We start from the raw sequence: 20689 nt of genomic DNA, 5'->3' as shown, positions 1-20689 counted from the left end.
GCGTCCGCTCAGGCGCTGAGCTGGTCGCGGATCGGCAATTGCCGGATGCGGCGGCCGGTGGCGGCGAAGATCGCGTTGGCGATCGCCGGGGCCACGGGGGGGACGCCGGGCTCACCGACGCCGCCCAGGGGACGGCTGTAGTCCGGGTTCGGCAGCAGGTGGACGTGGATCTCCTTCGGCGCCGCGTCGATGCGGGTGATCTCGTAGCCGTCGAAGTTGTTCTGCTGCGCGCGCCCGTCCTTGAAGGTGATCTCGGCCGAGAGGGCGAGACCCATGCCCATGACGACCGCGCCCTCCATCTGCGAACGGATCCGCTCCGGGTTGACCTGCGGCCCGCAATCGACGGCGATGTCGACGCGCTTGACCTGCACCTCGCCCTTGGGGCCGACCGCCACTTCCGCCGCCACCGCCGTATGGGTGACGAAGCTGTAATGGCCGGCGATGCCGAGGCCGGTGCCCTTCTCCATCTTGCGGCCCCAGCCGATCCCCTTGGCCGCCGCCTCGATCACGCGGCGCAGGCGCCCCGTGTCGATCGGGTAGCGGGCCGGGTCCTCGCCGTAGTTCCAGACGTCGCTGATGCTCGTCGGGTCGATGACCCGGTCGGGACCGATCAGCGCGAGCAGGTACTCCTTCGGGTCCTTGCCGGCCGCGTGGGCGAGTTCGGAGACGAAGGACTGGATCGCGAAGGCGTGGGGGATGTTCGAGACCGAGCGGAACCAGCCGATGCGCACATGCGCGTCCGCCGCCGGGTTCTCGAGGCGGATGTTGGGCACGTTGAACGGGGTGTTGGTCAGGCCCATGCCGAGCTCGAAGGGCAGCTCGTGCTTCGGGTCGGGCGCGAAGATCGACCCGATGGTGGGCGCCGCCGAGCGGTGCAGCCAGGCGACCGGCATGCCCTTGTCGTCGAGACCCGCCTCCAGGCGCTCCACCGAGATGGTGTGGTAGTAGCCGTGGTGGAGGTCGTCGTCGCGGGTCCAGATCAGCTTGACGGGCGCGCCGTCCACGGCCTGGCTGCAGAGGGCTGCCTCCAGCACGTAGTCGGGCTTCGACTTGCGGCCGAAGCCGCCGCCCAGCAGCGTCACGTTCACCCGCACCTTGTCGGCGGGCAGGTTCAGCTTCTTGGCCAGCCGGTCATGCGTCGCCTGGGGCGCCTGGGTGCAGGCCCAGGCCTCGCAGAACCCGTCCTTGATCCGCACGGTGGCGGCCGGCGGCTCCATCGGGGCCTGGACGAGGTGGGGCACGAAGTACTCGGCCTCCAGCTTCGTCTTGGCCTTGGCCATGGCGCCGGCCACATCGCCCTGGTCGCGCACGACCTTGCCGGGCGCGCGCGCCGCCTTCTCCAGCTCGCCCCGGAAGGCGACGGAGTCGTAACCGGCGTTCGGACCGTCGTCCCAGGTGATCTTGAGGGCCTCGCGGGCCTTCATCGCCGCCCAGGTGTTCTTGGCCACCACGGCGACGCCGCCGACGGGCTGGAACTCGGAGGGGATCTCGGGCGCGTCGATCGTGAAGATCTTGACCACGCCCGCGACCTTCTTGGCCTCGGTGTCGTCGAAGCTCACGACCTTGCCGCCGTAGACGGGCGGGCGGGCGACCAGCGCGTAGAGCATCCCGTCGAGGCGGGTGTCGATGCCGTACATCGCCTTGCCGGTGGTGAAGTCGTGGTTGTCGATGAGGCCGATCTTGCCCTTGCCGATGTAGCGGAAGGCGTCCTGCTTCTTGAGCACGACGCTCTCGCGGGCCGGCACCGGCAATTCGGCGGCCGCCGCCGCGACCTCGCCGTAGCCCAGGGTGCGCTTCGACTTGGCGTGGGTGAGAACCGAATTCTCGGCCTTCACCTCACCCGCCGGTACGCCCCACTGCTTGGCGGCGGCCTGGACCAGCATGGCACGGGCCGCGGCGCCCGCGTGGCGCAGGTGCGGGAAGAAGTGGCGCAGGCTGCGCGAGCCGTCGGTGTCCTGGTTGCCGAAGCGGGCCTCGTCGCCCCAGGCCTGGGCGACCTTCACCTTCGCCCAGTCGGCCTCGAGCTCGTCGGCCACCACCAGGGCGACCGAGGTGCGGACACCCTGGCCCATCTCGGAGCGATGGCACGTCACCGTCACGGTGCCGTCGGAGGCAATCGCGACGAAGACCTTCGGATCGTCCTGCCAGCCGTGGGGCATGGCATCGGCACCGTATTTCTTGGGCTCGTCCTTCTTGTCCTCGGCCCGGGCGGAATCGCGCCAGGACAGGGCGAGCACGAGGGCGCCCATGCCACCGAGCATGGCGCGGCGGCTGACATTGGCGAGCGCGCTCGGGCCGGCCTCGACGGTGGGGGTGGCGAGATCCGCCATGGTCTGAGCTTCGTGGATCACAGGCGCTCTCCCTTGTTCGCGGCAGGCTTCTGGCCGGCACCGGCCGCCTGGCCGGCGGCCTGGTGGATCGCGGCGCGGATGCGCGGATAGGTGCCGCAGCGGCACAGGTTCCCGCTCATCGCCTCGTCGATCTGCGCGTCGGTGGGCTTCGGGGTGTCGGTGAGGAGGGAGGCGGCCTGCATCATCTGCCCGCACTGGCAGTAGCCGCACTGCGCCACGTTGAGGTCGCGCCAGGCCACCTGGACCGGATGGTTGCCGTCCGGCGACAGGCCCTCGATGGTGACGACGGCCTGCCCCTCGGCGGCCGAGACGGGGGTGACGCAGCCGCGCACGGCGGTGCCGCCCACATGGATGGTACAGGCGCCGCACAGCGCCTGCCCGCAGCCGAACTTGGTTCCGGTCAGCCCGACCTCGTCGCGCAGGTACCACAGCAGCGGCATGTCGGGGTCGCCGTCGAAGCTGCGCTCAGCTCCGTTCACGGTCAGTTTGATCATCGGTGTATCCTGTCATGGATCAGGCCACGGGCCGGTCGGGATCGGCATCACGCCGATCCATCAACCGGCGGGAAGCCGTCGGGGTCACATGTCGGGCGCCGGGGGCGTTGAGCCACCCCCCGGAAGGGTCCTGAGACACGGCGGCGGATCCGGCTCTTCGAAAGAGCCGTCGCAGCGCACGAAGCCCCCACGCCCCGTACCTCGGAATGAATACAATTAAACGTCCGGCCCGCTGCGATGCAACCGAAGGCCCCCCTCCGTGCTTCGTCGCAGCGTCGGGGATCGGCCCGCATGTGCCGTTGCGCACGGGGCGGGCGAACGGAGTGATCGTTCGCCCGCCCCGTGCGTTGTCTCGCTTCAATTGTGAGAGATCCGGATTACGAGCGATCCGCCATGCCGCCCGGCGCCGGCGGCTCAGGTCTCGACGAGTCCGGTGCTGGCGCCGCTCGCCCCGGAATCACCGGCCCCGTGCGGCAGGGCGAGGTATTCCGACGAGCGCATCTCGATCAGGCGGGAGACCGTGCGATCGAACTCGAAGGCCTCGCGGCCCTCGGTGGCGGTGCAGAGCTCGTGCGGCTCGGCCGCGGCCGAGGCCACGAGCTTCACGTGGGCGTCGTAGAGGGTGTCCACCAGGGTGATGAAGCGCTTGGCCTCGTTGCGGTTGTCCGGGCCCATCACGGGGATGTCCGAGACGATCACGGTGTGGAAGGCGCGCGCCACCGCCATGTAGTCGGAGGCGCCGAGCGGCCGGGCGCAGAGATCGGCGAAGCCGAACCGGGCGACGCCGCCGGTCTCCTCGGGCACCGGGACGTCATGGCCCTTCACCCGCAGGGTCGCGGGCCGGCCCCTGGCCTTGCCGGTGAGGCCCTTGAAGGCGGCGGCCAGCGCCGCCTCCGCCGCCGCATCCGCGGGCACGTGGTAGACGGAGGCGCCCCCGAGCTTTTCCAGCCGGAAATCCGTGCGGGAATCGAGGCGCAGCACCTCCACGCGCTCCTGCAGCTCGGCGATGAAGGGCAGGAACAGGGCGCGGTTCAGGCCGCCCTCGTAGAGCCGGTCGGGCTCGACGTTGGAGGTCGCCACCACGGTGACGCCGCGCTTGAACAGGGCGCCGAACAGGCGGCCGAGGATCATCGCGTCGGCGATGTCGGTGACGGTGAACTCGTCGAAGCAGAGCAGCGTCGCCTCGTCGGCCAGCGCATCGGCGACCACCGGGATCGGATCGTCGCCCTTGGCGGTGCCGGCCTTCAGGGCCTGGCGGTGGGCGTGGATGCGCTCGTGGGCGTCGGCGAGGAAGCCGTGGAAATGCACCCGGCGCTTCGGCTCGGGCGCGGCCTCGTGGAAGAGGTCCATCAGCATGGTCTTGCCGCGCCCCACCGAACCCCAGATGTAGAGCCCCTTCGGCGGCGTCGCGACGTCGTCCCGGCGGCCGGACAACCAGCCGAGGGCGCTGCCCTTGCGGGCGCGCTTGCGCCGGCCGAGCTCCAGCACCAGACGGTCGAGGGCGCGCACGAGGTGGATCTGTGCCGGGTCGCGCTCGATGGCCGCCGCGCGGACCAGGGCCTCGTAGCGGTCGAAGACCGGCCCGGGGGAGACGGCGCCGGCCTTGGCCTGGCTCGACGGCTCGCGGCTCGCGGAGGAGGGGGCGTTCACGGTGGGGCGACCTGTTCGCGGAGGGATCAGAAGGACGGGGATCGGGCGGCCGGCGGGTCTGCCGGTCTGACGCGGCCGATCCGCCGGATCAAGCCCCGGACCCGGTTCCGGCGCCGGACGCCCGGCAGCCGGTCACTTTGTTGCATTGCACAACCGTGGCGGCGATGCCAGATCTGGTGCGCCTTGAGGGAGGCTACGCCCGGAACCGGCGCGCCCGGCGCGCCCTGAAACCGGAGACCGGCACCCGATGCCCGAAACGCATTCGACCATCCCGTCGATCGTCCCGCCACCGATCGTCCGCCGCCTGTGGCCCAAGGACGGACCGGCCGTGGAAGCCTACTTCCTGCGGCTCGATCCGGAGACCCGCGCCAACCGCTTCATGGGCGCGCTGAGCGACGCGGCCGCCGTCAGCTATGCGCGCAACGCGATGAATGCCGAGGGCCTGATGTTCGGCAGCTTCGTCGACGGCACCCTGCGGGGGCTCGGCGAATTGCGGCCCGCCTCGGCGCCGCCGCCCGGCTTCATCCTCGGCACGGAGGCGGAAGCCGCCTTCGCGGTGGAGAAGGGGTTTCGCCGCAACGGCCTCGGCCAGGCGCTCTTCCGGCGGATCGCGGCCGCCGCCCGCAACCGCGGCGTGCGCGACCTGCATGTCCGCTGCCTGCCCTGGAACCGGTCGATGCGGGGTCTGGCCACCAAGGTCGGGGCGGACCTGCGCATCACCGGCGGCGAGGCGGACGGCGCCCTGCACCTGGAGCGCCCGACCCCCGTCTCCCTGTGGCAGGAGGGCGTCACCGAGGCGGTGGATTTCACCCTCGCCCTCACGGCGGCGTGACCTCGGCTTTGCCGGATGCGCTGGCCGGGCTATCCTGCCCGCAGACGATGCCGTCCGGCCGGGCTCCCCGCCCCGGGGACGGCCGGAGGCCATTCCCCGTGACGGACCTTTCCCGGCGGCGCCTGCCCGCCCTCCTCGTCTCGGCGATGCTCCTGCCCGGAGCGGCCCTCGCCCAGGGCCGGCCCGACGTCACCGCCATGACCTGCGCCGAGGCCTCGGCCCTGGTGTCGCGGGCCGGGGCCATCGTGATGACCACCGGGCCGGTGACCTACGCGCGCTTCGTGCGCGACGTCGGGTTCTGTCCGCTGCCGGAGACGACGCGTCCGTCCTGGGAGATGACGCGCGACGATCCCAAATGCTTCGTCGGTTACATCTGCCGCGACAAGTTCAACGAAGGCCAGGGCCGCGACTGACCGCCTGGGCCCCGCCGCGAGATCCACGGCCAAGCTGCCATGTTGCCGCCCCGGCGCCTGACGATGCTCGCCGTCGAGACCCGTCCCCCGAGAGGACGGGCTCGCGGACGAGGGGCCGAGGCATGGACCAGACCGAGATCACCCAGACCACCCGACGGCCGAGCCGGCCGGCCGAGGCGCGCCTCGAGCGCTCCGTGGCCGATGCCCTGCGGGTCATCCGGGCCGCCTGCGAAGAGCGGAACGAAGCTCCGGTCAAGGCCGCCCGGCGCCACCTCGCCGAGATCTACGGCGCCACCCGCCTGAGCCGCCGGCGCGAGGGACGGGGCGCCTCCGCCTGATCCCCCGTCACCGGGCCGGCCGCTCGGCGAGCCAGATGGTGTGGCGCGCCCCCCGCGCCCGTCCGGCCCGCACGGCGACCGCCTCGACCCGGAAGCCGCCCCGCGCCAAGCGCTGGGTGAAGGCGGGGTCCGGATGGGCCGACCACACCGCCAGCACGCCGCCCGGGCGCAGGGCCGCCCGCGCGGCGGCGAGGCCCGCGGCGTCGTAGAGCTGGTCGTTGGCGCGGCGCGTCAGGCCGTCGGGGCCGTTGTCGACATCGAGCAGGATCGCGTCGTAAGCGCCCCGCCCGGCCCGGATCACCGCGGCGACGTCCGCCACCCGCGCCTCGGCGCGGGGGTCCGACAGCGCCGCCGACGAGAGGGCCGCCAGAGGGCCGCGGCCCCAGTCCAGCACCGCCGGCACGAGTTCGGCCAGCACGATCCGGGCTTCCGTCGGCAGCGCGTCGAGGGCGGCCCGGAGGGTGAAGCCCATGCCGTAGCCCCCGATCAGCCAGCAGGCCTTCGGCCGGTTTCCGAGCCGCCCGGCGGTCAGGGTCGCCAGCGCCTCCTCGGAACCGCTGAGCCGACTGTTCATCAATTCGTTGTGGCCGAGCTGGATCGAGAACTCGGTGCCCCGCTGCAGCAGGCGCAGGGGCTCCGCCCCGCCGGGGACCGGCGCGGTGTCGAGGACGAGCCAGGGGATCACGGTCGGGACTCGGGAGGCAGGATCATCCGCTCCGGCTAGCACGGTCCGCGCGCCGGATCACGCCGGCGGGCCCCCGCCCGGTCGGACAGGGGGCCCGCCGCGCGAGTCTCTCAGAACAGTCCCTCGATCTGCCCGTTGGCGTCGAGGTGGATGCCCTCCGAGGCCGGGACCTTGGGCAGGCCCGGCATGGTCATGATCTCACCGCAGATCACCACGACGAAGCCGGCGCCCGCCGAGAGGCGCACGTCGCGCACCGCGATGAGGTGGCCGGAGGGCGCACCCATCAGGCTCGGATCGGTGGAGAACGAGTACTGCGTCTTGGCCATGCAGACGGGCAGGTGGCCGTAGCCGTCCTTCTCGAACTGGGCGAGCTTGGTGGCGGCCTTCGACTCCACCTGGATGTCGCCGGCGCCGTAGAGCTTGGTGGCGATGGCGAGGATCTTGTCGGTCAGTTTGGTCTCGGTCTCGTAGACGAAGTTCAGGGGCTTCTGCTCGCCCTCGGCCAGCTTGACCACCGCGCGGGCAAGCTCCTCGGCGCCCGCGCCGCCCTCCGCCCAGTGCTTGCAGGTGATGGCCTCGACCTGGAGCTGGTCGCGGCACAGCTCCTTCACCTTGGCGTGCTCGGCATCGGTGTCGGCGTAGAAATGATTCACGCCGACGACGACGGGCAGGCCGAAGCCGCGCACGTTGGTGACGTGGCGCGCCAGGTTCGCGAACCCCTTCTCCAGGGCGTCGAGGTTCTCGGACCCGAGCTCCTTTTTCGAGACGCCGCCATGCATCTTGAGGGCGCGCACGGTGGCGACGATGACCACCGCGGAGGGCTTCAGGCCGGCCTGGCGGCACTTGATGTCGATGAACTTCTCCGCGCCGAGATCGGCACCGAAGCCGGCCTCCGTGACCACGTAGTCGCCGAGCTTGAGGCCGGCGCGGGTGGCGATCACCGAGTTGCAGCCATGGGCGATGTTGGCGAAGGGGCCGCCGTGGATCAGGGCGGGGTTGCCCTCCAGGGTCTGCACGAGGTTGGGCTGCAGGGCGTCCTTGAGGAGCACCGTCATGGCGCCGGTGGCCTTGACGTCCTTGAGCGTGACCGGCTTGCGGTCGCGGGTCTCGGCGATGACGATGCGGCCGAGGCGGGCCTCCAGGTCGTCGAGGTCACGCGCGAGGCAGAACACCGCCATGACCTCGGAGGCCACGGTGATGTCGAAGCCGTCCTCGCGGGGGAAGCCGTTGGCGACGCCGCCCAGCGACTGGGTGATGGCGCGCAGCGCCCGGTCGTTCATGTCGACCACGCGGCGCCAGTGGATGCGGCGCACGTCGATGTTGAGCTCGTTGGCCCAGTAGACGTGGTTGTCGATGAGCGCGGCCGCCAGGCTGTGCGCGGAGGTGATGGCGTGGAAGTCGCCGGTGAAGTGCAGGTTGATCTGCTCCATCGGCACGACCTGGGCCTTGCCGCCGCCGGCCGCGCCGCCCTTCATGCCGAAGCAGGGGCCCAGCGAGGGCTCGCGCAGGCACATCACCGTCTTCTGGCCGATGCGGTTGAGCGCATCGCCGAGGCCGACCGTGGTGGTGGTCTTGCCTTCGCCCGCCGGGGTCGGGCTGATCGCCGTCACGAGGACGAGCTTGCCCTCGGGCTTGGTCTCCAGCGACTTGATGAAGGCATGGTCGATCTTGGCGATATGCTTGCCGTAGTGGTGCAGCGCGTCGTCCGGGATGCCGATCCTGGCGGCGACCTCGGTGATCGGCTGAAGCGTCGCTGCGCGCGCGATCTCGATATCTGAGGGCATTGTTGCGTTTCTCCCGGATTGTTCTTGTGCGTCCGGGCCGGCGCGAGGCCGGATTCCGTCCGCTGGCGTTCGTCGTCCGCCGCCAGGACCGGACCGCCGACGTTGGGCCGTGCGGATCGGCCGAGCGGCCACGCATCATCGATCGCATCAGTTTGCGGGAAGGGACAAGCAAAAGCGCGTCGGAAATTTTGAATTTGCAGGCAAAAATTTGTTTGGGATCAGACCTGTGTCAGCCCGTCATGGCACTGGCCGTGTATCCGGCCTCGGTCAGAGCCTCGGCGATGCTCAGGGCCTGGGCGGTCGTCGTCACGGCGACGCGGCCGTGATCGAGGTCGACCGCGACCCGGGCGTCGGGGTCGAGCCGCTGGATGGCTCGGCGCACCGCCGCCGCGCAGCCGTCGCAGGTCATGCCCTCCACCTGCATCAGGAGGTCCGATGGCGTCGCGTCCATGAGGTTCGCTCCGGGCTTCTCGATCCGCGGGCCGCATTGTGGCGCCTCACAGCGCCGATGCAAGCGGCCCGGTGCGCGCGGCGCGGCCCGGAACCACAAGTCACAGTTCGGGAAAATCCGTTTCCGCCGCCGCCCGGTGGCTTGTGGGCCGCGAGCGTCTCGGCAACAAAAGGGCGGCGGACCGGCCCGAGGCCGGGACGGCTCCCCTGTTCTCCCCTGGTTTCGAGGATCGAAGACTCCGATGGCCCGGATCATCGGCCGGCGTACGAGCCTGTGGGCCCTCGGCCTGCTCGGGCTCTGCCTTCTCGGACCGCTCGCGGTCTTCTCCCCGCTCGGGGCGAGCCTCGGGCTCGCCGGGATCGGGCTGGCGGCTGCCCTCGTCGCCCACCGTCGCGCGGGGACGCTCAACGCCCGCTGCGAGAAGCTGTCGGGCGAGGTCAACGTGCTGTCGCAGCGCCTGGTCCGGCTGGAGACGGTCACCCGCGCCCTGGCCGAGCAGCAGGTCCGCGCCGTCGATGCCGAGCGCCCGGCGGCCGCATCCGGCCCGGATACCCGCGACCTCGGCGCCGGTATCGAGGAAGTCACGGCCGAGATCGGGCTCCTCAGCGGCATCGTGCGGGAACTCGCCGCCGTGGTCGCGGCGCAGGACGGGGACATCGCGGTCCTCAAGGCCGCGCCACCCCCGGTCGCTCCCCCCGTCACACCCCCGGTGCGCCCTGCGCCGCGGGTCCTCGCCCCCGAGCCCGAGATGCGCCTGGAGCCGCGCTTCGAGGCACCGCCCCGGCGCGCCGATCCGTCCCCGGCCGCGCCCTGGACGCCGCGGGCCCTCGGCCGGGCGGACGCCCCGGCCCGCGATCCGGAGCGCGACGCCGCCCTGATCGCCGCCTTCGATGCGGCCGGGCTCGAGGTCCATCTCCAGCCCATCGTGTCGCTGCCCCAGCGCAAGGTGGTGTCCTACGAGGCGATGGCGCGCCTGCGGCTGGCCGGCGAGACCCTGATGCCCGAGGCCTTCGTGCCGGTGCTGGAGCGCCACGGGCGCACCACCGACCTCGACCGCCGCATGATCCAGCGCGTCGCGACCATCGCGCAGCACCTCGCCGGACGCGGCAGCCAGGCGGCGGTGGCCTATGGGCTGTCGCCGCGCTCCCTGTTCGAGCCGGGCTTCCTGCGTTCCCTCGGACGCCTGGTGGAGGGCACGCCGGACCTGTCGGGCCGGGTCATGCTGGCGCTGCCGCAGCTGAGCTGGCGCAGCCTCGACGCCGAGCAGGCCGGCGCCCTCTCCGACCTGCGCGGCCGCATCGGCTTCATCCTGGACCGGCCCCTCGACCTGCGCCTCGACCCCCTGGCCCTGGCCGACCGCGGAGTCGCGCAGGTGAAGGTCCCGGCGGACCTGCTCCTGCGCCCGGATTCACGCCAGTCGATGCCCGACATCGCCCTCGAGGACCTCGTGGCGTCCCTGGCGCGGGCGGGCATTCGCCTCGTGGCCGAGTGCGTCGAGCGCGAGACCGACGTGCCGGACCTCATCGAGCTCGACGTGCCCATGGCGCAGGGCAGCGTGTTCGCGCCCGCCCGCGTGGTGCGTGCCGAGGTGCTCAACGCGGCCCCGCCCGCGCCGGAGCCCGGTCCGCCGAACGAGGATCCGGAGCCGCCGCCCCAGCGCCGGCCCTTCCGCGACTTCCTGCGCAGGGCGGGCTGAAACCCGCGCGGCGTTGATTTTCGGCCGGGTCCCGCCTAACCGGACGGCGCTCCCCCGCCACGTCCGCCGTCCAGGTTGAGGCCCGCCGCATGCCCGATACGTCCGCACGCCCCGCTGCGTCCCGGCCCGTCCCAACCCTCGAGGGCTTCGCCGCGATCGCGGCCGATTACGACCTCGTCCTCTGCGATGTCTGGGGTGTGCTGCACGACGGCACCAACGCCCATCGGGGCGCCGGCGAGGCGCTGATCCGCTTCCGGGCCCTCCCGCAGGACGGGCGGCCGCGCCGGGTGGTCCTGGTCTCGAACGCGCCGCGTCCCTGGGCCGGGGTGCAGGCGATCCTCGACGGGTTCGGCGTGCCCCGCAATGCCTACGATGCGATCCTGACCTCGGGCGACCTGACCCGCAGCCTGATCGCCGCCCGGCCCGGCGAGCACGTGCACCATCTCGGGCCGGAGCGCGACGCCACGATCTTCGACGGCCTCGACGTGACCCTGGTCGACGTCGCCCGGGCCGAGCGCGTCGTCTGCACCGGACTGTTCGACGATACCCGCGAGACCGCCGAGGATTACCGCGGGACGCTGGAGGGCATGCTGGCCCGGGGCGTCCCGATGATCTGCGCCAATCCCGACCTCGTGGTCGAGCGCCGGGGCGAACTCATTCCCTGCGCCGGGCTGATCGCGGAGGCCTACGCGGCGATGGGCGGCGCGGTGACCTATGCGGGCAAGCCGCATCGCCCCGTCTACGAGGCCGCCCTCGTGCTGGCGGGCGGCCTCGACGACCGGACCGCACCGGATCGGGGCCGGGTCCTCGCCATCGGGGACGCCCTGCGCACCGACATCGCGGGCGCGTCCGGGTTCGGAATCCCCAGCCTGCTGGTGGCGCGCGGAATCCACGCGGAGGAACTCGGCGTCTCGGCGGCGCACGCCACCCTCGGGGACATCGCCGATTGGCTCGACCGTCAGGCCGTCAGGCCGGATGCGGTGATCGAGCGCCTGGTCTGGTGATCAGGCGAACAGCGCGTCGATCTCGTCCTGGGCGACGGCCGGGCCGTTGAGCTGCGGGCCGTTGAGGATGAGGAGTTCCTTGCGCACCCGGCGCTCGACCTCCTCCGGATCGATGCCGCCCTCGTCCTTGGCCTTGACGGCGCTGGCGAAGCGCGAGAGCCGGCTCTCGAGCTGGCGCAGCGCCTCCACCACCTTGGCGATCCGCTGGCCGGTGATGTCCTGGAAGGTGCAGGCCTCGAAGATGTCGTTCATGCGCGCCTCGACGGTGGCGCGGTAGTTCTTGTCGTCGGGCAGGCCGAGGATCTCCTCGGCCGTGTTCATGATGGCGTTCGTGGCGCCCGCCGTGGCGGCCACCACGCTGCCGAGCTCCTCGTGCGCCATCGGCAGGCGGTCCCGGGTGAGCTCGTTGGCCCGCAGCGCGGCGATCTCGTTGCGCAGATGGGCGATGTAGTCCGCGATCTCGACCAGCTCGCGGATCAAGGACGGCTTCTCTGGCGCGGCATTCACTTTCCGCGCCTGCTTGGCGAAGGCCATGGGTTTCCGGCTCCCCGAATGCGCTGTTCCGCGGCTGCGTTCCGGATCGATCAGGCGCCGCAGACGGCTTCGATCTTGCTCTTGAGGGTGGCGGCGTTGAACGGCTTGACGATGTAGTTGTTCACGCCGGCCTTCTTGGCGGCGATGACGTTCTCGGTCTTCGACTCGGCGGTGACCATGATGAACGGGGTGGTGCGCAGGGCCTCGTCGGCGCGGACGTGGCGGAGCAGCTCGTAACCCGTCATCGGCTCCATGTTCCAGTCGGAGATCACGAGGCCGTACTTGCGGTTCTTGAGGCGGGCGAGGGCGGCGGTGCCGTCGGAGGCGTCGTCGACCTCCTCGAATCCGAGCTGCTTCAGGAGGTTGCGGATGATACGGACCATCGTCTGATAATCGTCGACGACGAGGATCGGCATGCCGAGATCGAGGGCCATGGTTCGGTGTGCTCCGTCAGGGGATGGCGCGTGCCTCGGCACGGCGCTCCGGGAATGGGCCGGAGCGCCGAAGTCCGGACGCCCCTTGCCGATGAAACTACGCCGCATCGCATTGCGAAGCGGTTAACTGCCCGCGCGGTCCATCTTGCCTTGACTTGCCGAATGTCCGGGGATGGCGGGAATGGACCATGTCCGTCTTGACAAGGCCGCCGCCCTCGCCCCCATGCGGTCGCCATGTCCCTCGCGCCGCGCCCGTCCGACACCGCCGGTTCCGACCCGTCCAGCCTCGACGCCTTCGCCCGGCAGACCCTGGCCGACCTCGATACGCGCGCCCTGCGCCGCCGCCTCGTCGACACCGCCCGCGGACCCGGACCCGAGGCGCGCCGGCAAGGTCGGAGCCTGATCTCGTTCTCCTGCAACGATTACCTCGGGCTCTCCGACGATCCACGGGTGATCGCCGCCGGTCAGGAGGCGCTGGCGCGCTACGGGGCCGGGGCGGGCGCCTCCCGCCTCGTCACCGGCAACCATCCCGTCCTGGCCGCCCTGGAGGCGCGGCTCGCGGCCCACAAGGGCAAGGCCGCCGCCCTGGTCTTCGGCAGCGGATACATGGCCAATCTCGGCATCGTGCCGGCCCTGGCCGGGCCCAAGGACCTCGTCCTCGTCGATGCGCTCGGCCATTCCTGCCTGTTCGCCGGGACGCAGGTGTCCGGGGCGACGATGCTGCGCTTCCGGCACAACGACGTCGGGCACCTGCGGGACATCCTCGCCGCGCGCCGGGGACGGCACGGACGGGCCCTGATCCTGACCGAGCGGGTCTTCAGCATGGACGGGGACCGCGCGCCCCTGGAGGCCATCCTGGCGGTCGCCGCCGCCCACGATGCCTGGACCCTGGTGGACGATGCCCACGGCCTGGGCGTGGTGGAGGCGGGCGCCCGCGCGCCCCTCGAGATGGGCACCCTGTCGAAGTCGCTGGGCTCCTATGGCGGCTATCTCTGCGCCTCGCGCGACGTCGTCGACCTGATGACGAGCCGGGCCCGCAGCTTCGTCTACACCACGGGCCTTCCGCCCGCCTCGGCGGCGGCGGCCCTGCGCGCCCTGGAGATCATCGAGGCGGAACCCGAGCGGGCGGCCCGGCCCCTGGCCCTGGCCCGCCGCTTCACGGCTCGGCTCGGGCTGCCCGAGGCGGCCAGTCCGATCGTGCCCGTCCTCGTCGGCGCGGCGGAGGCGGCCCTGGCCCTCTCGGCCGCTCTGGAGGCGCGGGGCTATCTCGTCGTCGCGATCCGCCCGCCGACGGTGCCGCCCGGCACCGCCCGCCTGCGGGTGGCGTTCTCGGCCGCGCACGTGGCGGACCAGGTCGACGGCCTCGCCGATGCGCTGCGCGAGCTCGGCATCGGGCCGCAGAGCCCGTCCGAGTCCTGACGCGGCCGGGGATCAGGAATTGGAGCGGGCCTCGCTGCCCCCGTGATGGCGGTCCCGGAGCCGGTTCGAGCGCTCCTGCGCCCGCCGGCGCTGGGCCGAGAACCCGATCCAGCGCGTCACCAGGGGGCCGCGGCGGCGCGTGATCTGCGCCGTGTTCCCAATCTCGTGGAATTCCACGGCCTCGTCCTCGGGGAGGCCCCCATCGGAGGATCCGTCGTGGCCGAAGGCTTCGGGATGGGTCTTTTCCGTCACGACCGTGAGTCTCCCCCGGGGATACTGAGTGGTGCCATGGGCAGGCAGGGCGATGCGCGAGAGCACGATGGGGCGGGCGCCGGCCGTCGCGTTCGGAAGGCCCGATGCCGCCGCGCCGGTCCTGTCGCCGGGGGATCGGAACGTGCGAATGTCAGCGGTCATCTCGCCTGTTGCCATCTGTGCGAGATCCAGCGTGGCGCGCCGCGCGCACCCGTGATCCCATCCCCTGCACGGCCCGGCCCTCGGGTCCAGCCGCATGGGCAACAGCATAATCGATCCCGCCGCCGGGTTGAGCGGGTTGCTTGGTCTGGGAGTCCATATCTGTTGTCTCGGCGTCCCAAACCGCCGCCCGGACGGCGATGTTCCGGGCTCGGAGGCGGGCCGCCGGCCGATGGGCCGGCGCGGATCGGCCGGAATCCGGACCGACGAATCCGGCGTCCGGCTTCGCGCGAGCCCGGAGCGAGGGTCCGCTCAGGCCGCCGCGGGCGCCTCGCCGGCGGCGCGCTCGCGGGCGAGCTTGACCACGCTGACCTGATCGACCTTGCCGGTGCCGAGCATGGGGACGCGCTCCAGGACCACGACCTCCGCGGGCATCGCGATCTCCGGCACGCCCTTGCCCTTGGCGAAGCTCAGGTAGGCGGCGCGGGTCGCGTCCTTGGCTTGCGTGAACAGCACCAGCCGTTCGCCCTTGCGCGCATCCGGCACGGCGGCGACGGCGCTCGGCACGTCCGGCCAGAGTTCGGCCGCGACGGCCTCGACGCTCGCGAGCGACACCATCTCGCCCGCGATCTTGGCGAAGCGCTTGGCCCGCCCCTTGATGGTGACGAAGCCCTGGGCATCGATGGCGACGATGTCGCCGGTGTCGTGCCAGCCTTGCGGAGGCGCCTCGATGCTGCCGGGGCGCTCGGGCCGCAGGTAGCCCAGCATGATGTTGGGGCCGCGCAGGACCAGGCGCCCGCCCTCCTCGATGCCGGGCACCGGCTCCAGGCGCCACTCCTGACCGGGCAGGAGCCGGCCGACCGTGCCGAAGCGGTTGAACATCGGCGTGTTGAGGGCGACCACCGGGCCGCACTCGGTGACGCCGTAGCCTTCCAGGATGCGCAGGCCGAACTTCTCGCCCCAGGTCCTGCGGGTGGAATCCTTCACCGCCTCGGCGCCGGCCACGACGTAGCGCAGCGAGCGCAGATCGTAGGAATGGGCGGTCTTGGCGTAGCCGGCCAGGAAGGTGTCCGTGCCGAACAGGACGGTGGCGTTGGAGCCGTAGATGAGTTCGGGCACGATCCGGTAATGGAGCGGCGAGGGGTAGAGGTAGACCGGGACGCCCGAGACCAGGGGCAGCACGAGGCCTGCCGTCAGCCCGAAGGCATGGAACACCGGCAGCACGTTGAAGACCTTGTCGGTCGGCCCGAAATCGATCCGGGCCGCCACCTGCGCGGTGTTGGCGAGCATGTTGCGGTTGGCGAGCACCACACCCTTGGGCGCGCCCTCCGAGCCGGAGGTGAACAGGATCGCCGCCGGATCGTCGCCGCGCCGGGCCACCAGGGGCGCGCGCTTGGCCAGGAAGCCGCGCAGCTTGTCGCCCGTCGTGATGCCGGCGCGGATGTCCTCGAGGTAGATCAGGGTGACGGCGCCCCCGATCGCCTCCACGAGGGCGCCGAGGCGGCCCTTCTCGATGAAGGCGCGGGAGGTCAGGACGGTGTCGACCTCGGCCGTCCTGCAGGCCGACAGGATGTTGGCGGCCCCGGCCGAGAAGTTGATCATCGCCGGGACGCGGCCGGCGGAGGCCAGGGCGAACAGGGTGACGGCGGCGCCGTTGGCGTTCGGCAGCATCACGCCGAGCGGCTTGCCCGGGGCGCCGAGCCCCCGGAGCTTGCGCCCCAGGATGTTGGCGCCCATCACCAGCCGGGAGAAGCTCAAGGAGCCGGTGGGATCCTCGACGGCCGTGCGGCGCCAGCCGTGGCGGTCGCCCGCCTCGATCAGGGCCTGCATCAGGCCGCGGTCGATATCCGTGGTGCGGAAGACGAGATCGGACATGATTCCGTAGAGCGCGGCGCCCGCCGCCTGCCGGCGGGCCTTGCCCTTGAGGGCCGGGTCCACGGTAAGGGCGACCGGCGAAAGGATCGTGACGGTGACCTTCGGCCACCAGCGGCGCTTCACCTGGTTCTTCGACAGGCGCGAGAAGACGGTCTTCTCCAGCCCCTCGATCTTCACCGGCACCACCATGGCCCCGGACTTGTCGGCGATCAGGCCGGCCCCGTCATAGACCTTCATCAGGCTGCCGGTGACGGTGAGCCGCCCCTCGGGGAAGATGATCAGCGTCTCGCCGTTCTTGACCGCGTTGATCAGGGTGCGGGTGGCGAGCGGCCGGGTCGGGTCCAGCGGCATCGCCTTCGTCATCGCCAGGAACGGCTTCACCCACCAGCGCTGCGCGATGCCGTGGTCCACGGCGAAGACGGGTTCCTGGTCGAGGAGCGAGAGGGCGAGCGGCGCATCGAGGAAGGAGACGTGGTTGAGGGCGATGATGGCGTTCGGGCCGGCCTTCTCGACGTTCTCCAGGCCGCGCACCTCCAGGCGGTAGAAGGCCCGGAACAGGATCGACAGGAAATCGCGGAACGGGCTCGTGGGCAGGACGGCGAGGATGACGATGCCCGCCACGAGGTTGAGGACCCCCAGCAGGGCCAGGAGTGCGGCCATCGACCAGCCGGCCCCCTGCAGGGCGGCGAGGCCCAGCGCCCCCGTCACCATGAAGGCGGCGGTGAGCACGTTGACGGCGCCGATGACGCGGGCGCGCTTGTCCTTGTCGGTCCAGGCCTGCACGGCGGCGAAGGAGGGCACGATGTAGAGGCCGCCCGCGACCGCGAGGCCGAACAGGTCGATCGTGACGCGCAGGCCCGTGCCCGTGGTGAGGAAGTCCCAGGCCCCCGCGGGATCGCCCGAAACGGGGGGCAGGTGCGCCACCGTCCAGGCGAGGTCGAGGCCGAAGGCCCCCATGAGCAGGGCGCCGACGGGGGTGGGCAGCAGCACGATGCGGCCGCTGGCGAGCCAGGAGGCCAGCCCCGAGCCCACCGCGATGCCGATGGAGAACACCGCGAGCAGGGTCGTCACCACGGTCTCGGAGCCGTTGAGGCTCTGGCGCACGAGGACGGGCAGCAGCGACAGGATGACGGCGCCGACCAGCCAGAACCAGCTCACGATGAGCGAGCCGCGCCACAGCCGGGTGTCGCCCCAGAGGTCGCGCAGGAGGGCGCCGGTGGAGCGGGCGACGTTGGGATCGACCCGCAGGGTCGGGGCGGCCTCGCCGGTGGACGGGATCGCCCGGGCCGAGAGCCAGCACAGGACCGCGAACACCATGATCATCGAGCTGAAGGCCAGCGCGCCGCCGCCCATGGCGGTGGCGAGGCCCGCCACGATGGTGCCCAGCAGGATGGCGAGGAAGGTCGCGGCCTCCACCAGCGCGTTGCCGGCGGTGAGCTCGTCCCGGCGCAGGTGGTCGGGCAGGATGCCGTACTTGATCGGCCCGAACAGGGCCGCGATCGTGCCGAACAGGCCCAGCGCCACGAACAGCACCGGCACGGAATGCATCCAGAAGCCCAGTGCGGCGGCGGCCGCGGCGAAGATCTCGGCGAATTTCAGCCGCTTGGCGATGAGCGCCTTGTCGTAGCGGTCGGCCATCTGGCCGCCCAGACCCGAAAGGATGAAGAACGGGCCGATGAAGACCGCCCCCGCCAGGGTCACCAGCATCGGCGAGCCGCCGCCCTCGCCGCCCACCTTGAACAGGATCAGGAACACCAGGGCGTTCTTCAGGAAATTGTCGTTGAAGGCCGAGAAGAACTGGCACCAGAACAGGGGCGCGAACCGCCGCGTCGTCATCAAGGTACGGAACATGAAAGTCTCCTCGGACGACGCATGACTGCCCGCACGAGGCGGTAGCGTCAAATGGCGGGCCGTGCGTCCTTTGAACAACGTTCAAAACATATCGTCGCCGCAGATCGGGTTCAATGGCGCGATTGCACGGCGTGCAATCGGAGGGGCGGGCCTGTGCGGCGGCACACCGTCGCCCGTGCTATCGGGTCCGGATCGGCGAAGCGGGAGTGGCGATGGCGCGGGCGGAGAAGCGGGGCACGGGTCCGCGCGGCGAGCACAATCGCGACGAGTTCCTGGCGCTGGTGACGAAGGCCGCCGAGGGGCTCGTCCGGCGCGAGGGCTTGCGGGGCCTCGGGATGCGCCGGCTCGCCAGCACCATCGGCTACGCGCCGAACTCGATCTACAACGCGGTCGGCGACCTCGACGCGGTGACGATGCGGGTGAATGCCCGTACCCTGGCGCGCCTGCAGGCGACCCTCGAGGCGGTCGTGGCCCCGGAGGCCGCGCCGCCGGAGAAGGCGATGGCGCTCGCCGATGCCTACCTCGCCTTCGTCGCTGCCGACCCGCAGGTCTGGAGCCTCGTCTACGAGCACCAGATCGCACCGGACAGCGCTTTCCCGGACTGGTACGCCGAGGCTCTGGGACAGACGACCGATCTCGTCGCCCGGGTGCTCGCGCCGATGATCCCCGACGTGGATGAGCGCCGGCAGGCGGTGGCGACCCTCTGGGCGGCCCTGCACGGCCTCGCTTCGCTCTCGACCTCGCGCAAGCTCGCGGTGCTGACCCCGGAATCCCCGCGCGACCTCGCGCGCCTGCTGATCCGGCGGTTTCTCGGGACATCGGGCTCCGTGGCGCCGGATCGGCAGGACGCCTGACCGACGCCGATCGGAGCGGTCAGCGCGCGGATCCGCTGCGGCGGTTGCTCAGGCCCTTGAACAGGACCGGGTGCGGATCGTTGAGCCCGCGCGGGGACGAAGTCTCCGGCATGCCGCCGGGCGCCTCGCGCGCGCGGATCCCGGCGCCGGTCCGCCGGGCGCTCCGGTGCGGGGGCGCGTCCGCCGTCTCGCCCTCGTCCGGCCGGGGCGAGGGGAAGAGCGACAGACCCCCGAAGGCCGCCAGGCAGGCGAGGCCGATGCCGGCGGAATGCCAGCTCGGTTCGGGCGCGAGCATCATCGCGCCGAGCCCGAATACGGCGAAGGTCGCGGCGAGGTTGCGCGCTGAGAAGGGATCGCTGGCCATGGCCGCCATCCTGACGCGCCGCTGCTCACGAAGTCGTGAAGCGGAGGATTCAATTTGTAGGGATTGCGCGCCCGCGGCGCGCGGCCGCTCGGAGCGGCCCCCGGAGCAGACCGGCAGTCACGGTTCGGGGATTCCGTGCCGGAACCCGTGAGGCACAGCGTCCGGAACCGGCCCGGCGCATCTCTCCGGACCTCGCCAGCAACCGGAGACGTCGAAAGCCCGACTATGGGCTCGAACATCTTCCCGGTCCCGCATCCTGCAACCGGCGGCAACTGCGTTCTATTTCGCGGAGGCGATATCTTAAGCATTCGCTGCGCTCTCTCGCTACCAGCCGCGCATGCTGGTCCGGTCGGGCGGCTCCCCGGGTGAGGTTCGTCGTGTCGTTGCAAAATCTGTCCATCCGCGGCCGGCTGATCGCGGCCTTCTCGGTGATGACCCTGTTCGTGGTCGGGCTGGGTCTCCTCGGGCTCCTCGGCACGCAGCGCATGCGCGAGCAGAGCCTGGAGATCGAGACGAACTGGCTCCCGAGCATCCGGGTGCTGGGCGAGATCGACACCCTCACGGCGCGCATCAGCGCCGTCGTCCTGCGGCACACGCAGGCCACCGATCCGAAGCTCGCGGCCTCGATCGAAGCGGATCTGGAGCGCTTCGACAAGAAGCTGGCCGAGCGCCGGGCGCTCTACGAGCCGATGATCGCCTCGCCGGAGGAGCGCGCCCTCTACGCGACCTACATGCGCGAGGCGACCGCCTTCCTGCCCGTGCGCCAGGCCATCATGGACCTGTCGCGCAGCGGCCAGAAGGTCCAGGCCTTCGAACTCTACGAGAGCAAGGGCCTGCCGGTCCGCCGGGCCGCCTCCAACGCCCTCGACAAGCTCACCGCCCTCAACAATGACGGCGCCGCGAAGGCGCAGGCCCAGAGCAAGGCGGTCTTCGAGGACACCCGCACCTGGGGCCTCGCGGCCATGGGCCTGGCGGTCTTGCTCTCGGCCCTCTCGGCCGTGTCGATCATCCGCGGCGTGTCCGGCGGCATCGGCGCCGTGGTGAGGCCCATGCAGGCGCTGGCGGCCGGCGACCTCTCCGCGACCATCCCGCACCAGGGCGCGCGCACCGAGATCGGCACCATCGCGGACGCCGTGCAGGTGTTCAAGGACGGCCTGATCCGGATGCGGGCCCTCGAGGAGGAGACGGTCCTGGCGCGGGCGGGGGCGGAGGCGCAGCGCCAGGCGGCGATGCGGGCGATGGCGGATAG

19 protein-coding genes are annotated in these 20689 nt (G+C 71.6%); 8 read left to right on the top strand and 11 right to left on the bottom strand.

Annotated features, from left to right (window positions below; genetic code table 11):
- Positions 1-8 precede the first annotated feature (8 nt).
- The 3 genes from AC3WLN_RS09260 to zapE form a co-directional block, all read right to left on the bottom strand.
- Positions 9-2351, bottom strand: coding sequence for a xanthine dehydrogenase family protein molybdopterin-binding subunit (locus AC3WLN_RS09260; RefSeq protein ID WP_492480726.1), 2343 nt, complete (start codon positions 2349-2351; stop codon positions 9-11).
- Positions 2348-2845, bottom strand: coding sequence for a (2Fe-2S)-binding protein (locus AC3WLN_RS09255; protein ID WP_492480725.1), 498 nt, complete (start codon positions 2843-2845; stop codon positions 2348-2350). The genes AC3WLN_RS09260 and AC3WLN_RS09255 overlap by 4 nt, the downstream gene beginning before the upstream one ends.
- A gap of 414 nt (positions 2846-3259) precedes the next feature.
- Positions 3260-4495, bottom strand: coding sequence for a cell division protein ZapE (gene zapE / locus AC3WLN_RS09250; RefSeq protein ID WP_492480724.1), 1236 nt, complete (start codon positions 4493-4495; stop codon positions 3260-3262).
- A 247-nt stretch (positions 4496-4742) separates the two neighbouring features.
- Between zapE and AC3WLN_RS09245 the strand changes: the two genes are divergently transcribed.
- From AC3WLN_RS09245 to AC3WLN_RS09235, 3 genes are all read left to right on the top strand, one after another.
- Positions 4743-5327: a GNAT family N-acetyltransferase gene (locus AC3WLN_RS09245; RefSeq protein ID WP_492480723.1), complete on the top strand. Its 585-nt coding sequence runs from the start codon at positions 4743-4745 to the stop codon at positions 5325-5327.
- Between the two features lie 98 nt (positions 5328-5425).
- On the top strand, positions 5426-5740 hold the full coding sequence (locus AC3WLN_RS09240) for a hypothetical protein (protein ID WP_492480722.1): 315 nt from the start codon (positions 5426-5428) through the stop codon (positions 5738-5740).
- Between the two features lie 122 nt (positions 5741-5862).
- Positions 5863-6078 carry a hypothetical protein gene (locus AC3WLN_RS09235; protein WP_492480721.1) on the top strand — a complete coding sequence of 72 codons (216 nt, stop codon included), beginning with the start codon at positions 5863-5865 and terminating at the stop codon, positions 6076-6078.
- Between the two features lie 7 nt (positions 6079-6085).
- Here AC3WLN_RS09235 and AC3WLN_RS09230 read toward each other — a convergent pair whose 3' ends face one another.
- The 3 genes from AC3WLN_RS09230 to AC3WLN_RS09220 all read right to left on the bottom strand — a co-directional run bounded on the left by AC3WLN_RS09230 (position 6086) and on the right by AC3WLN_RS09220 (position 8998).
- A complete protein-coding gene (locus AC3WLN_RS09230; RefSeq protein ID WP_492480720.1) occupies positions 6086-6763 on the bottom strand; it encodes a polyamine aminopropyltransferase in 678 nt (225 codons plus the stop codon).
- 110 nt (positions 6764-6873) lie between these two features.
- Positions 6874-8547: a formate--tetrahydrofolate ligase gene (locus AC3WLN_RS09225; protein ID WP_492480719.1), complete on the bottom strand. Its 1674-nt coding sequence runs from the start codon at positions 8545-8547 to the stop codon at positions 6874-6876.
- Positions 8548-8776: 229 nt separating this feature from the next.
- Entirely contained in the window at positions 8777-8998 is a 222-nt protein-coding gene (locus tag AC3WLN_RS09220; protein ID WP_463771911.1) for a heavy-metal-associated domain-containing protein, read from the bottom strand.
- 241 nt (positions 8999-9239) lie between these two features.
- On the opposite strand from AC3WLN_RS09220, the gene AC3WLN_RS09215 reads away from it, so the two are divergent.
- Both AC3WLN_RS09215 and AC3WLN_RS09210 read left to right on the top strand, forming a co-directional pair.
- Positions 9240-10694 (top strand): EAL domain-containing protein, encoded by a 1455-nt coding sequence (locus AC3WLN_RS09215; protein ID WP_492480718.1) that lies wholly within the window; start codon positions 9240-9242, stop codon positions 10692-10694.
- A gap of 89 nt (positions 10695-10783) precedes the next feature.
- Complete coding sequence (locus tag AC3WLN_RS09210) at positions 10784-11698, top strand: TIGR01459 family HAD-type hydrolase (protein ID WP_492480717.1); 915 nt, start codon at positions 10784-10786, stop codon at positions 11696-11698.
- On the opposite strand, the gene AC3WLN_RS09205 is transcribed toward AC3WLN_RS09210, so the two are convergent.
- Positions 11699-12232 (bottom strand): protein phosphatase CheZ, encoded by a 534-nt coding sequence (locus AC3WLN_RS09205; RefSeq protein WP_492480716.1) that lies wholly within the window; start codon positions 12230-12232, stop codon positions 11699-11701.
- A 50-nt stretch (positions 12233-12282) separates the two neighbouring features.
- A complete protein-coding gene (locus tag AC3WLN_RS09200; protein ID WP_018046001.1) occupies positions 12283-12666 on the bottom strand; it encodes a response regulator in 384 nt (127 codons plus the stop codon).
- 234 nt (positions 12667-12900) lie between these two features.
- Between AC3WLN_RS09200 and AC3WLN_RS09195 the strand changes: the two genes are divergently transcribed.
- Positions 12901-14085: an aminotransferase class I/II-fold pyridoxal phosphate-dependent enzyme gene (locus AC3WLN_RS09195; protein WP_492480715.1), complete on the top strand. Its 1185-nt coding sequence runs from the start codon at positions 12901-12903 to the stop codon at positions 14083-14085.
- Between the two features lie 12 nt (positions 14086-14097).
- On the opposite strand, the gene AC3WLN_RS09190 is transcribed toward AC3WLN_RS09195, so the two are convergent.
- Both AC3WLN_RS09190 and AC3WLN_RS09185 read right to left on the bottom strand, forming a co-directional pair.
- Positions 14098-14337, bottom strand: coding sequence for a hypothetical protein (locus AC3WLN_RS09190; RefSeq protein ID WP_492480714.1), 240 nt, complete (start codon positions 14335-14337; stop codon positions 14098-14100).
- A gap of 471 nt (positions 14338-14808) precedes the next feature.
- The gene (locus AC3WLN_RS09185) at positions 14809-18222 is read right to left on the bottom strand and encodes an acyl-[ACP]--phospholipid O-acyltransferase (protein WP_492480713.1); all 3414 of its coding nucleotides are present in this window, start codon (positions 18220-18222) and stop codon (positions 14809-14811) included.
- Between the two features lie 212 nt (positions 18223-18434).
- On the opposite strand from AC3WLN_RS09185, the gene AC3WLN_RS09180 reads away from it, so the two are divergent.
- Positions 18435-19076: a TetR/AcrR family transcriptional regulator gene (locus AC3WLN_RS09180; RefSeq protein ID WP_492480712.1), complete on the top strand. Its 642-nt coding sequence runs from the start codon at positions 18435-18437 to the stop codon at positions 19074-19076.
- 19 nt (positions 19077-19095) lie between these two features.
- Here AC3WLN_RS09180 and AC3WLN_RS09175 read toward each other — a convergent pair whose 3' ends face one another.
- Positions 19096-19440 (bottom strand): hypothetical protein, encoded by a 345-nt coding sequence (locus AC3WLN_RS09175; protein ID WP_492480711.1) that lies wholly within the window; start codon positions 19438-19440, stop codon positions 19096-19098.
- Between the two features lie 377 nt (positions 19441-19817).
- Here AC3WLN_RS09175 and AC3WLN_RS09170 point away from each other — a divergent pair.
- Positions 19818-20689 (top strand): MCP four helix bundle domain-containing protein (locus AC3WLN_RS09170; RefSeq protein ID WP_492480710.1); only part of this gene is annotated, 872 nt, incomplete at its 3' end.

The organism is Methylobacterium sp. FW306-05-D (assembly GCF_058782155.1).
The sequence above is the reverse complement of the archived record's forward strand: the minus strand, read 5'-3'. Positions and strand labels throughout refer to the sequence as shown.

Coding starts and splice junctions, on each gene's coding strand:
- AC3WLN_RS09255 (WP_492480725.1), bottom strand. CDS start 2,845: ATGATCAAACTGACCGTGAACGGAGCTGAGCGCAGCTTCGACGGCGAC.
- AC3WLN_RS09245 (WP_492480723.1), top strand. CDS start 4,743: ATGCCCGAAACGCATTCGACCATCCCGTCGATCGTCCCGCCACCGATC.
- AC3WLN_RS09235 (WP_492480721.1), top strand. CDS start 5,863: ATGGACCAGACCGAGATCACCCAGACCACCCGACGGCCGAGCCGGCCG.
- AC3WLN_RS09225 (WP_492480719.1), bottom strand. CDS start 8,547: ATGCCCTCAGATATCGAGATCGCGCGCGCAGCGACGCTTCAGCCGATC.
- AC3WLN_RS09220 (WP_463771911.1), bottom strand. CDS start 8,998: ATGGACGCGACGCCATCGGACCTCCTGATGCAGGTGGAGGGCATGACC.
- AC3WLN_RS09215 (WP_492480718.1), top strand. CDS start 9,240: ATGGCCCGGATCATCGGCCGGCGTACGAGCCTGTGGGCCCTCGGCCTG.
- AC3WLN_RS09210 (WP_492480717.1), top strand. CDS start 10,784: ATGCCCGATACGTCCGCACGCCCCGCTGCGTCCCGGCCCGTCCCAACC.
- AC3WLN_RS09205 (WP_492480716.1), bottom strand. CDS start 12,232: ATGGCCTTCGCCAAGCAGGCGCGGAAAGTGAATGCCGCGCCAGAGAAG.
- AC3WLN_RS09200 (WP_018046001.1), bottom strand. CDS start 12,666: ATGGCCCTCGATCTCGGCATGCCGATCCTCGTCGTCGACGATTATCAG.
- AC3WLN_RS09195 (WP_492480715.1), top strand. CDS start 12,901: ATGTCCCTCGCGCCGCGCCCGTCCGACACCGCCGGTTCCGACCCGTCC.
- AC3WLN_RS09185 (WP_492480713.1), bottom strand. CDS start 18,222: ATGTTCCGTACCTTGATGACGACGCGGCGGTTCGCGCCCCTGTTCTGG.
- AC3WLN_RS09180 (WP_492480712.1), top strand. CDS start 18,435: ATGGCGCGGGCGGAGAAGCGGGGCACGGGTCCGCGCGGCGAGCACAAT.
- AC3WLN_RS09175 (WP_492480711.1), bottom strand. CDS start 19,440: ATGGCCAGCGATCCCTTCTCAGCGCGCAACCTCGCCGCGACCTTCGCC.